This window comes from Bradyrhizobium zhanjiangense, assembly GCF_004114935.1.
Lineage (GTDB): Bacteria > Pseudomonadota > Alphaproteobacteria > Rhizobiales > Xanthobacteraceae > Bradyrhizobium > Bradyrhizobium zhanjiangense.
On the sequence record NZ_CP022221.1, the window covers coordinates 8,666,084 to 8,678,460 of the forward strand.

Sequence of the window (12,377 nt, forward strand, 5' to 3'; positions counted from 1 at the left end):
ACCGGACTTTGCACAGGTCCGACGCAGCCACTACTCGCACAGCGCATCATCGGTCACTCGACCGAACACGCGGAAGTCGTGGAAGGCACCTTTGAACCATGCCTTCTGACGCAAAGTCCCCTCGTAACGGAATCCACCTTTTTCGAGCACGCGATCGGAAGCTCCGTTGCCGGGTAAGGTCCAGGCTTCGATACGATTGAGCCCAAAAGTATCGTGGCCGCAACGGATCGCTGCACGCAGCGCCTCAGTCATCACGCCTCGTCCCCAGACGCTCGGATGTAATTCGTATCCGATGCCACCGCATTTCCACGGTTTATGGAACCAGTTGAAGCGGAAAACGCCAACGAACGCGTGCGACAGGCGATCTTCGATGATCCAGGCACAGCCATTTCCCGATTGATACAGCTCCGACATATTCCGCACCAACTCGATGGCTTGCTCTTCGGTCGGTGAATCCGGAATGTTGGAATAGCGTGTGACCTCGGTGATCCCCAGCAGGGCACGGATCGACGAGACGTCATCCATGCTCACGGCCCGCATGAGCAGACGGTCCGTCGGAAGGATCGGAAATTCCGTGGCCACGGCGGACTCTGACATGAACGCACCCCGTTCTCAAAGTGCGGCCGAGACAGCCGCGAATACGCTACCATCGCCATCACACGTATCGACCAACCGTTTCCTGCGCAAGAGCGCTGGCGGCTCTTGGCCCTTAGCCGAACAACGTTGGGCCTATTGTGATGTCTGCTATCGGCGGTAAACCGGGCGCGGGGCTCGCTCGCTTCGACTGCCGCTTGTGACCTGCTTCGGACACGTCCGGCCGACCCGGACAGCGCCGGGCCGGCTGCGTGCATCAATGGGCGTGCATCGCTCAGGGACGAACGCGGATGATCGTATTGCCCTTGCGTCGCTCGGTGGGATTTAAGGCAGCGACGGCATCGTCGAGGGTCGAGATGTTGCCGATGTTCGTCCGCAATCGTCCATCCCGTACCCGCTGGACGATCTCACTCAGTTGCGCACGATCGGGCTCGACGACGAAGTCAACCGCCACGCCGTCGGAGGGCCGCGCCTCGGCCGGCCCGACGACAGTCACCAATATTCCTCCAGCTCGAAGCAGTCCTGCAGACCGCTTCTGGATATCACCGCCGATAACATCAAATACCAGATCGACTTCGCCGACCTCTTCCAGGGCGTCGTTGTCGAGATCGATGAACTCCTTCGCGCCGAAGTCGAGCACCGTCTGACGGTCGGCGGCACGTCCGGTGCCGATGACGTAGGCGCCGGCCTCTCGTGCGAGTTGCGTCACCATCGACCCGACTGCGCCGGCCGCGCCGTGTGCGAGAACGCTCTGCCCCGCGTGAAGGCGGCCGTGCTGGAACAGCCCTTGCCATGCGGTCAGGCCCGAGATCGGCAGGCTCGCGCCCACAGTGAAGTCGACGTCGCCCGGCAGCGGCGCGAGGTTGCGAGCCTCGATCGCCACATACTCGGCCAGCGTGCCGTCGCGATACCAATCCGCGAGGCCGAACACCCGCTGTCCCACCGACAGCCCCGTGGTGCCATATCCGAGAGCGGTGACCACTCCGGCCAGCTCGTGCCCGGGGATCGACGGTGTTCGGTCACGATCGAGGCGATCGGTCCAGGTCGAGGGCCACGCCAGCTCAGTCGGGACAAATCCCGACGCATGAACCTGAACGACGACGTCGTTTATCGCTGCCTGCGGCGCGGGCCGCTCCACCAGCTTCATCGCGGCCGTTCCCGCGGTTCGGTCCGTTACAACGATCGCCTTCATGGGAATTATCTCCTCGGTCATTTGTTAGTGTGTTGCAGGGGGCGTGGATGTGCCGGCCATCAACAAAACGCCAGGCAGTGTGGAATTCCTGTCTCCGTGTCTGCGATCTGAACTGTCTGCATTGACTGGGGCTCCCACTCAGCCTGATGGATCGGAATCGCTCCAGTCGCCGGTGCTAGCGAATAGATGCGTTGCGCCTGGTCATAAAACAGTACCAAGATTGCGGATTCTGGCTGTACCAAGCGCAATGGACCTTTCGGCCTGCTGCTTCCGGTGTTTGCCTTGATGTCGAGCGTGTTGTTGATTGGCGAGCGCATGACGCCAAAGTTGATCGTCGGTGGGCTGCTCGCGATGTCAGGCGTGGCGACGACACAGGCCAGACCGAGCGCGCGCCCCGTTTGAACACCGACGTCGCGTCATGGCATCGACATCATCTGTCCGGCCAATGGAGATCACGATGTTGCGACCCCACGCGCCCGCCTGATCATGCGGTAATATCGAATGGTCGAACAGGAAGACGCATCATGAAGTTTCGCCATCTCGTCACCGCGCTTCTCGTCATGGTCTCGATCGGCGCAGCGCGCGCGGCGCCGCAATGGCTGAGCCTGCCGCCGACGCCGACACTGCCCAAAGCGGCCCACAGCGGTCTCGCGCCCATCAACGGGGTCAAGATCTGGTACGCGGTGTTCGGTCGCGGGCAGCCCGTCCTGTTGCTGCATGGCGGTCTTGCCAATGCGAACTACTGGGGCCACCAGGTCCGCGCGCTGCAGCAGCACTATCAGGTCATCGTCATGGAGAGCCGCGGCCATGGGCGCAGCAGCCGCAATCAGGAGCCTTATGGCTACGACTTGATGGCCTCGGACGTGGTCGGGCTGCTCGACCATCTCAAGATCAGGAAGGCGGCGATCGTCGGCTGGAGCGACGGAGCGATCATCGGCCTCGACATCGCCATGAAGCATCCGGAGCGGGTGAGCAAGCTGTTCGCCTTCGCGGCGAACTCGGATCCGTCAGGCGTTGCGGACATCGCTTCAAGCGACGTCTTCAACGCCTACATCGCCAGGGCCGGCGAAGAATACAAGCGCATCTCGCCGACACCGACGGAGTACAAGAGCTTCGTCGCCGACATCACCAAAATGTGGGAGAGCCAGCCGAAATGGACGGCTTCGGATCTCGCTTCGATCAAGGCCCCGACCTGGATCGTGGACGGCGATCATGACGAGGCGATCAAGCGCGAGAATACCGAGTTCATGGCGGCGAACATTCCCGGCGCCGGCCTGCTGCTCCAGCCGGAGGTCAGTCACTTCTCGTTCTTGCAGGATCCCGAGCAGTTCAACGATGACGTGCTGCATTTCCTGGCGCGTGGCGGAGGCCCGCGCGCATCGCCGAAATGAAGAGCTGTAGGGTGGGCAAAGCGTAGCGTGCCCACCATGTCGACCGTGCGTTCCGAGAGATGGTGGGGCACGGCGCGAGCGCGCCTTTGCCCACCCTACGAAGCTGGTGCCACCTCATTGCACGCGCAACTCTCTCAACACCGTCATTGCGAGCGCAGCTCTCTCGACACCGTCATTGCGAGGAGCCCTTGCGACGAAGCAATCCAGAATCCCTCGGCGGAACGATTCTGGATTGCTTCGCTGCGCTCGCAATGACCGAGTTTGCGGTAATAGCGCGCCTCCCTCTCGTGTCCCGGACGCGCTGCAACGCCCATAGCGCGTCGAAGACGCGCGTGAACGCGCTTACGGCGTTGTGGCGCAGAGCCGGGACCCGCCGCCGCGTACACCGCTGAAGCATGGGCCCCGGCTCAGCAGCGCACCACGTCGCAAGGGCGACGCGCTGCGCTGCCTCCGGGGCACGAGACCTGAATTGCGAGACCACAAAAAACGCGGCGTTGCCGCCGCGTTTTTCAATTCGATCTGCAGCTCGGAGCTTACGCCTGCGGCTGCGGCTCCAGGCCGGGATCCGGATCGGGCCGCGGGCGCGACTTGCCGGCCGGGGGCACGGCGGAGGCGCGCGGCGTGGCCGGCTCCAGCACGGACTCGCGGTTCGGCTTCTTGCCCTTGAGCAGGTCGACGATCTCCTCGCCGGTCAGCGTCTCGAACTCGAGCAGGCCCTTGGCGAGCGTCTCGAGGTCGGCATGCTTCTCGGTGAGGATGCGGGTTGCTTCCTTGTAGCCTTCCTCGACCAGACGCTTGATCTCGGAATCGATCTTCTGGACCGTTGCCTCGGAGGCGTTCTGCGTCCGCGACACCGACATGCCGAGGAAGACCTCGTCCTGGTTCTCGCCGTAGGAGACGGTGCCGAGCTCTTCCGACAGACCCCAGCGCGTCACCATCATGCGGGCAAGGCGCGTGGCCTGCTCGATGTCGGAGGCGGCACCCGAGGTCACCTTCTCGCGGCCGAAGATCAGCTCTTCGGCGACGCGGCCACCCATCATGATGGCGAGGCGCGAGGTCATCTGCTCCAGCGACATCGACAGCTTGTCGCGCTCCGGCAACTGCATGACCATGCCGAGCGCACGGCCGCGCGGGATGATGGTCGCCTTGTGGATCGGATCGGTCGCGGGCACGTTGAGGCCGACGATGGCGTGGCCGCCCTCGTGATAGGCCGTCAGCAGCTTCTCTTCCTCGGTCATGACGAGCGACTTGCGCTCGGCGCCCATCATCACCTTGTCCTTGGCCTCCTCGAACTCGGCCTGCGTCACCATCCGCTTGTTGCGGCGGGCGGCGGTCAAAGCGGCTTCGTTGACGAGGTTCATCAGGTCGGCGCCGGAGAAGCCCGGGGTGCCGCGCGCGATGGTCTTGAGGTTGATATCCGGCGCCAGCGGAACTTTACGAACATGCACCTTGAGGATCTGCTCGCGGCCGACGACGTCAGGATTCGGCACCACGACCTGGCGGTCGAAGCGGCCCGGACGCAGCAGCGCGGGATCGAGCACGTCGGGACGGTTGGTCGCCGCAATGAGGATCACGCCCTCGTTGGCCTCGAAGCCGTCCATCTCGACCAGCAGCTGATTCAGCGTCTGCTCGCGCTCGTCATTGCCGCCGCCGAGACCAGCGCCACGGTGACGACCGACGGCGTCGATTTCGTCGATGAAGATGATGCAGGGTGCGTTCTTCTTGGCCTGCTCGAACATGTCGCGGACACGGCTCGCGCCGACGCCGACGAACATCTCGACGAAGTCGGAACCGGAAATGGTGAAGAACGGCACGTTGGCCTCACCCGCGACCGCACGCGCGATCAGGGTCTTGCCGGTGCCGGGAGGGCCGACCAGCAGCACGCCGCGCGGAATGCGGCCGCCGAGGCGCTGGAATTTGCCGGGGTCGCGCAGGAATTCGACGATCTCCTGGAGGTCCTGCTTGGCCTCGTCGACGCCGGCGACGTCCTCGAAGGTGACGCGGCCATGCGCTTCGGTCAGCATCTTGGCGCGCGACTTGCCAAAGCCCATCGCCTTGCCGGCACCGCCCTGCATCTGCCGTGACAGGAAGATCCACACGCCGATCAGCGCGATGAAGGGCAGCCAGGAGACCAGCAGCGAGACGAACCACGGCACGTTGTCGCCGGGCGGCTTCGCGGTGATCTGCACCTTGCTGTCATAGAGCCGCTTCACCAGCGTCGGATCGTTCGGCGCATAGGTCTGGAAGCTGGAGCCGTTGGTGAAAGTGCCGTGGATGTCGGGACCCTGGATCACGACGTCGCGCACATTACCGCGGTCAACCTCGCTCAGCAGCTGGGAGAAGGCGATGTCCTGCGAGGACGCGCGCTGACCTGGATTCTGGAAGAGCGTGAACAATGCCAATAGCAGTAAGACAATGATGACCCAGAGGGCGAAATTGCGCAGATTGGCGTTCATCGATCTTCCTTCGTGGTCGCGCGGATCGCGGCCCTGATCCTTGGGGAGTTACTTTGGTCAATGCGAGGAAATCCCAAGGAATCCTCTCGGTTAGACGCATACAATTTAGGTGCCGCCCCGGTCGCTGCCAAGGGAACGAGATGGGACTATTTATCCCATCTTAGCGCGATTCCCGCTGAAATAATGGCGTCCTAGCCCGGGTTTTTCCCGCCTGGTTAAGGTCGCCTGACGGCGCCGAGCCGAAATGGCCGGTGTCATGATCCGACCTCATGCAGCCCTCATGCGCGCTTCATGCACCCTTCACGCACCCTTGCGCCGCCGGGCCGGCGCCGGCGCGATGTGGATACGCCCGCCGGCGAGGCTGATCAAGGCTCCCGCAAGGGTTTGCTTCAGGACCGGCCGGCCATTTGCGGCTGCACGAGGACCTGCGGCGATGGCCCGATCAAGCGCGGACATCAGGGTTTCGACCTTGCCGAGTTCCGCCGGCCCCTCGTGCCCGAGCGCGGCGATGGCCCGCAGCAGCAGCCGCAGCCGGACCTCCTCGGGCAGGACGGCAAACGCCGATGCCTCGAAGCTTCGAACGCCCGCCTGCGGCGCAACGTCGCGATCCCGCAAGCGGAGGAAGCGCTCGGCGCCGTCGGCGAGCACCTCGACGGCCGCATTGGCGCGCGCCAGCCTTGCCGCGAGCCGCACGAGCGTGCGGGCATCGCCGCCTTCGGCCGCGAGCTGTGGCAGCAGCGCGCGCAGCCGCGGCCGGGTGAAGGCGGTGTCGCGGTTGGTGGGGTCGTCGGCAAAGCCGACCTTCGCCCGCTTCAAGGTCGCGATCAGCTGCGCCTTCGGAACGTCGAGCAGCGGACGCGCCAGCACGATGCCATCGCGCTCGCTGACACTGGCCATCGCTGACAGCCCGGCAAGTCCACTGCCGCGGAGCATTCGCATCAGCAGGGTCTCGGCCTGGTCGTCGCGGGTGTGGGCCGTCAGCACATGGCTGGCGCCCACGGCCCGCGCGGCCTGTGCGAGCAGCAGGTAACGGGCCTCGCGCGCCGCGGCAGGTAGTCCCGTCTTCGGCTTTGCGCCACGCCAGCGCAGGGTCCGGTGCGGCAGCCCGAGTTCGGTTGCCAGACGCTTGACCTCGCGCGCCTCGCGGGCCGCTTCCGGACGCAGTCCGTGATCGACGGTGACGACGGTGAGTTGCGGGCCGCGCACAAGACTGCGCCGCCAGCGGGCCGCGAGCCACATCAGCGCGACCGAGTCCGGCCCGCCGGAGACCGCGAGCACCAGCGCCGGCGCAGCTTTCAGGCCCGCGAACAGCCGCCTCGCCTCGCGCGCCGAGATCGGAGAATTGTCGTCGTCTGACATGACGGCCCAGCAAATCGTCAGCGGATGATTGCGATGTTTAGCGCAGCACCATCCGCATTGTCAGGACCTTAGACGCCACGCGTCAGCACTTCACCCGCTTCTGCTCGCGATCGACCGCGGCTTTGACGCCGGCGGAGGCGCGCGGATATTTCCGGCCGACCTCGCCGAAGGCGGCGCAGGCGGCCTCCTTCTCCTTCAGCGCGGCGAGCGACTGGCCGAGCCGCAGCAGCGCATCCGGCGCCTTGGCCGATTTCTCGTATTTGGTGGTGACGGCGAGGAACGCTTCCGCGGAGTCGCGATATTGCTGGCGCTGGAAGTAGCTCTCGCCGAGCCAGTATTGCGCGTCGCCGAGCAGAGGATCGCTCGGGTATTTCTGCGCAAAATTCTTCATGGTCTGCTCGGCGAGCGCATAGTCCTTGCGCTGCATGTAACCGATGCCGAGGTCGAACTCGTCGCGCGGCGTTGCCGAGGGCGGCAGCGTCGTGAGGCCAGCGCCGCCTGATGGCGCGGGATGGCCGGATTGGGCCGGCGGATAGCCGGGCTGCGCCGCCGGGGGAGCCGCCTGCTGCTGATAGCGGGGGCTGGTGTTGGCGAGATCGAGCGGCTCGCCGGCGCCGCGGCCGCCAGGGGCACCACTGGGAGCTCCTGCCGGCATCGGCTGCTGACCGCCGCCGAGCGCGCGCGGCGCACCGGGCGCGGTCGGGTTCTGGTTCGGATCGAAGGCATCGCCGCGGCGGCGCGTGCCAGGTGCGCCGGGCGCCGGCTGCTCCTGAACGATCGGCGCGGGAGCGGCGATCTGCGGCTGCTCGTAATTCGGCTGCACGGCCTGCTGCTGCGGCTGCTGCTGGCGATAGCCCGGCGCGACCTGACTTGGTGCGATCTGGGCGGGCGGCATCGCCGCGACGTTGGGCGCCTGTCCGGGCGCGCTTTGCGCGCCGCCTTCGAGCGCCCGCAGCCGCTCCTCGAGCTGGCGGTTGCGATATTGCAGCTCTTCGTTCTGGCCGGTGAGCTGGCGCAGCTGGTTCTCCAGCCGCTCGATCCGCATCTCGGGGTCGGCATCATCCGACTGCGCGACGATCGATTGCGCAAGTGCGGGCGAGCACAAAGAGAGCAGCGCGGCGATCGCCGCGGTGCCGGTAAAGACCTTAAATCTGGATGACATCTTGCCCTGACGACAAAAGCGAAATGGCCTGCGACGGAACATTCGACGCGCCACACATTGAAGTGGAGTACGCCAAAAATGTGACTGGTACCAAGGGGTTTCTGTCACAGAATGCTGAAACGAAACCGGCGCCCGAGAGGGCGCCGGCATCATCCAGTTCTGAAGCTGAACGGCGCCTGACTGAACGTCAGGAGCTCGCGTTCAAGACGGTGACGGCGCGCCGGTTCTGCGACCAGCAGGAGATGTCGTTACAGACCGCGACCGGCCGCTCCTTGCCGTAGGAGATCGTGCGCATGCGGTTCGGATCGATGCCGCGCGAGGCGAGGAACGAACGCACCGACTGGGCGCGGCGGGCGCCGAGCGCGATGTTGTATTCGCGGGTGCCACGCTCGTCGGCATGACCTTCGATGGTGAAGCTGTAGCGCGGATAGGTCTGGAGCCATTGCGCCTGCTTCTCCAGGGTCACGATCGCCTGAGGGGTCAGATCGGTCTGGTCGCTTTCGAAGAACACGCGGTCACCCACGTTGACGACGAAGTCCTGCTGGCTGCCCGGCGTCGCCGCGTTGGCCATCGCATCCGTCGCAGCATTCTTGTTGGCGCAGGCGCCCATCGACAGCGCGACGGCAAGCACCGCGGCCAGCTTCAATCCCTGGAGGATACGCATAGGATGTTTCATTCCGGAGCCTCCACGCTCGCGTTAGTCCACTGCTGTCCGGTCTACAGGGGGTTGGTTAAGCGAACGTTCCGTCAACCTTGACGGAACCTTGCCTCAGCCGATCAAATGCCCCCAACCAGCGAAAAGCACCCATGATGGTTAATGGGTTGTAAATGTGGCGCGAGGGTGAAGGCAAGCCGCGCCAGCCGGCACAGCACTGTTTTTTGCCGGGATTCTAGGCCGAAAGGCGTACGGCGGCCCGAGTCGCCGCTTCGGAATCAGGCGTGAACGGCGTCCGCCACGAACACCGGCCGCTGCGGAACGGACCGTTGCGGCGCCTGGCGCTGACCACCGCGCCCGAACAGCATCCGCCGCTCGAAGGCGGTCGACCGCATGATCGGATAGCGCTCGAACACCTTCTTGCGGAAGGTCGGGAAGTCCGCCGCCATCAGCCCGAACGGCTTGGTGAGACCGGGAACCAGCCGGGGCTCGGCGATGGTCTGGTGCAGGAACACCCGGCGGTAGAAGGCCTGATGCTCGGGGCGCACGATCGCAAGGCCGAGATCGGCATTAAAATGCTCGCAGGCCATGTAGGCGAGGCGCGTCGTCAGATAGGGCAATTCCGGGACACGTTTGACCTGGTCGGGATCGGCGACGAAGCGGGTCGGGTCGATCATGACCTCGCCGCGGTCGAGCCGCGGCAGCAGGATCTCGGGGAAGACGTCGGCCGAGGTGGACTCGCGCCATTCCGAGGTCAGCACGCTGATGCGCACGGAGCTGCAGAGCTCGCCGTTGAGATAGACGCCGAAGGTCCACGCGTTCGGCAGCTCGTCGTAGCGGTCGGTGACCCGTGCGTCCGCCGATTCCTTGACGGCGCCTTCGCGCCGATAGGCGCGGTAGCGGAGATTGTAGATCTCCTCCTTCTCGTCTGCCGTCTCTGCGAGATGATAGTCGAGGTCGGTGAGGAGTTCTGCCCCTCGCCCAACAGCCGAAATGACCGCTTTGGCCGAGGACTGCATCCCAACTCCTTACCCACAACCACACCGCTCACTGCAAACGCGCGCAAGAAAGGAGGATTTCTCCAGAACAACTTCCACGCGCGTCGTGATTTATTAACAGCTTCTTAACATCTATGCAAAGCAATCGAAAGATTAGGGTTAACCACCGTAGCACTACGGTGGCCGCAACAGACTGAAACGACAGGAAGTTTTTTGAGAGGCGGTCTTAAGCGAAGGAGCGCGAGAAGGCGACCTGGAGCGCGCTGTCGCCCCGGCGTCCATGCGAGGCGTTGAGGAGCTGGCGCATCCGCACCGCAGGCACTGGACGGCTGAACAGATAACCCTGCCCCTCGGAGACGGTGCCGTCGGCGCTGATCAGCTCGAGCTGCTCGTTGGTCTCGATGCCCTCGACCACGACGGCCATGCCGAGGTCGGCGGACAGCCGCGCCACGCCGCGCAGCAGCGTCAGCGGCCGGTCGGTGTCGATGCCTTCGAGGAAGGAGCGGTCGATCTTCACCTTCTGCATCGGGAAATTGTGCAGATAGCTGAGGCTGGAATAGCCGGTGCCGAAATCGTCGAGCGAGATGCGCACACCGAGCGCATGCAGTTGCGACAGGATGTCATGTGTGAGCTGGGTGTTGCGCAGCAGCGAGGATTCCGTGATCTCGATCTCCAGGCGATGGGCCGGAAGCCCCGAGACTTCGAGCGCGTAGCGGATTTCGCTCAGCACGTCGCGCTGGTGGAATTGCTGCGGCGAGAAGTTGACGGCGACGCTGACGCCCTCCGGCCACTTCATGCATTCCATGCAGGCGCGGCGCAGGATCCAGCGGCCGAGATCGACGATCAGGCCCATGTCTTCGGCGACCGGGATGATGTCGACCGGCGAGACGGTGCCGCGCACCGGATGATTCCAACGCAGCAGCGCTTCGCAGGTGGTGATCTTGCCGGACTTCAGATTGACCAGCGGCTGATAGAACAGCTCGAACTCCTCGTTGGCGAGCGCCTTGCGCAGGTCGAGCTCGAGGATGCGGCGCGCCTCGACGGTCGCCGCCATCTCGTCGCGGAAGAAGCAGAAGGTGCCGCGGCCGTCGGCCTTGGCGCGGTACAGCGCCATGTCGGCGTTCTTGAGCAGCGTATCGGCGCTGGTGCCATCCGGCGAGGTCAGCGCGATGCCGACGCTGGCGCCGATCTCGACCAGATGATTGTCGATGCGATAGCGCTCGCTCAGCCGCTCGACGATGCGGCGGGCGAGACTAGCTGCGTCTTCCGGCGAGGAGATGTTCTGCTGGAACACGACGAATTCGTCGCCGCCGAAGCGGGCGACGAAATCCTCCGGCCGCAACATCTCGCGCAGGCGGTTGGCGACCGCACACAGCAGCTGGTCGCCGCAGGGATGGCCGAGCGTGTCGTTGACCTGCTTGAATTGATCGAGGTCGACGAACAGCAGCGCCGAGAGCCGTTCGGAATGACGCGAATGCGCCAGCAGCCGCTCGATCTCGTCGCGGAAGCTGACGCGGTTGGGCAGCGCCGTGAGCTCGTCATAGCGGGCGAGATGGCTGATCCGGGCTTCGGCGCTGGTGCGTTCGGTGATGTCTTCCAGCAGCAATACCGTGCCGCCACCGGTCATCGGCTGGAACGTCCAGGCCAGCGTGCGGCCGCGCGCCTGATCCGGATCGGCGGTGACGATCTCGCAGATTCGCGCCTTCTCGATCTCGGACAGGATCTGATTGCCGCTCTCCGGCGAGATCGACCCGGCAGCGACGCAGGCCGAGGCGATGTCGGCGGCCGTGGCGCCGCGCTTGACGAGGTCCTCGGGCAGCGCCATGAGCTCGCTGAAGCGGTGGTTCATCACGGCGAGGCGCCGATCGGCGCGAAACATGCACAGGCCGTGCGGCATGTTGTTGAGCGCGGTGTCGAACTGGCTGGCCAACGCGGATTCGCGAAAGCTCGAGGTCAGCGCCTTGACGAAGATCGCGTGCAGGCTGAGGTTGATGTTCTTCAGCGCGATGAAGAACAGCACGAGCAGGATCGCGAGCCCGATATAGTAGAATCCGCCGTGCAGCAGCAAGGCGAGCGACATCGGACCGCAGGCGAGCGCGACGTGCCACTGCACGACCCTGGGCTGGCCGTAATTGCGGGCGGCGCCGCCGGCGGTGTAGCCGACCGTGACGGCGACGCAGAGCATGTTCGCGACCGCGTCGTCGTTGTTGAAGATCACGACGAAGCACCACACGCCGATGACCGCGGCGTAGACGAGCGCGCCGAACCAATAGCGCGGCTCCAGATGCTTGGCCTGCTGGAACGTCAAGCCCGGCACGCGGTTTTCGTAGGGGCGCATCTGAAACGCGCGCCCGGTGCCGATGGCAATGATCAGAAACGCGATCGGCCACAGCAACACGTCGCCGGTCTTCAGCGCAGTCATCACCGCGGCCACGGCCGCGGAGGCCGAGCCGAGGAAGATCGCCCAGAAATTCTGCACCATAGAGTTGATGAGAGCGGCGTAGAGTATCGGCTCCAGCTCGTCTCGATCGCTCTGCTTCTGGTCGGCCAGCTGCATTGAGTTGCTACGC

General features: G+C 64.8%; 9 protein-coding genes. 1 reads left to right on the top strand and 8 read right to left on the bottom strand.

Annotated features, from left to right (window positions below):
- Positions 1-30: 30 nt before the first annotated feature.
- Together XH85_RS41435 and XH85_RS41440 are read right to left on the bottom strand one after the other, a co-directional pair.
- Positions 31-597 carry a GNAT family N-acetyltransferase gene (locus tag XH85_RS41435; protein WP_128936511.1) on the bottom strand — a complete coding sequence of 189 codons (567 nt, stop codon included), beginning with the start codon at positions 595-597 and terminating at the stop codon, positions 31-33.
- Between the two features lie 271 nt (positions 598-868).
- Positions 869-1,786: an NADP-dependent oxidoreductase gene (locus XH85_RS41440; protein ID WP_128936512.1), complete on the bottom strand. Its 918-nt coding sequence runs from the start codon at positions 1,784-1,786 to the stop codon at positions 869-871.
- Between the two features lie 524 nt (positions 1,787-2,310).
- On the opposite strand from XH85_RS41440, the gene XH85_RS41450 reads away from it, so the two are divergent.
- Positions 2,311-3,177 carry an alpha/beta fold hydrolase gene (locus XH85_RS41450; protein ID WP_128936513.1) on the top strand — a complete coding sequence of 289 codons (867 nt, stop codon included), beginning with the start codon at positions 2,311-2,313 and terminating at the stop codon, positions 3,175-3,177.
- A gap of 533 nt (positions 3,178-3,710) precedes the next feature.
- Here XH85_RS41450 and ftsH read toward each other — a convergent pair.
- From ftsH to XH85_RS41485, 6 genes are all read right to left on the bottom strand, one after another.
- Positions 3,711-5,633 carry an ATP-dependent zinc metalloprotease FtsH gene (gene ftsH, locus XH85_RS41460; RefSeq protein ID WP_091880422.1) on the bottom strand — a complete coding sequence of 641 codons (1,923 nt, stop codon included), beginning with the start codon at positions 5,631-5,633 and terminating at the stop codon, positions 3,711-3,713.
- Between the two features lie 300 nt (positions 5,634-5,933).
- A complete protein-coding gene (gene tilS / locus XH85_RS41465) occupies positions 5,934-6,992 on the bottom strand; it encodes a tRNA lysidine(34) synthetase TilS (RefSeq protein WP_128936515.1) in 1,059 nt (352 codons plus the stop codon).
- Between the two features lie 82 nt (positions 6,993-7,074).
- Positions 7,075-8,154, bottom strand: a complete 1,080-nt coding sequence (ybgF, locus tag XH85_RS41470; RefSeq protein ID WP_164939993.1) for a tol-pal system protein YbgF — start codon at positions 8,152-8,154, stop codon at positions 7,075-7,077.
- Between the two features lie 187 nt (positions 8,155-8,341).
- Positions 8,342-8,830, bottom strand: coding sequence for a peptidoglycan-associated lipoprotein Pal (pal, locus tag XH85_RS41475; protein WP_018641585.1), 489 nt, complete (start codon positions 8,828-8,830; stop codon positions 8,342-8,344).
- 257 nt (positions 8,831-9,087) lie between these two features.
- Positions 9,088-9,828: an N-acyl amino acid synthase FeeM domain-containing protein gene (locus tag XH85_RS41480; protein WP_128936516.1), complete on the bottom strand. Its 741-nt coding sequence runs from the start codon at positions 9,826-9,828 to the stop codon at positions 9,088-9,090.
- A 205-nt stretch (positions 9,829-10,033) separates the two neighbouring features.
- Complete coding sequence (locus tag XH85_RS41485) at positions 10,034-12,364, bottom strand: putative bifunctional diguanylate cyclase/phosphodiesterase (protein WP_128936517.1); 2,331 nt, start codon at positions 12,362-12,364, stop codon at positions 10,034-10,036.
- Positions 12,365-12,377 lie beyond the last annotated feature (13 nt).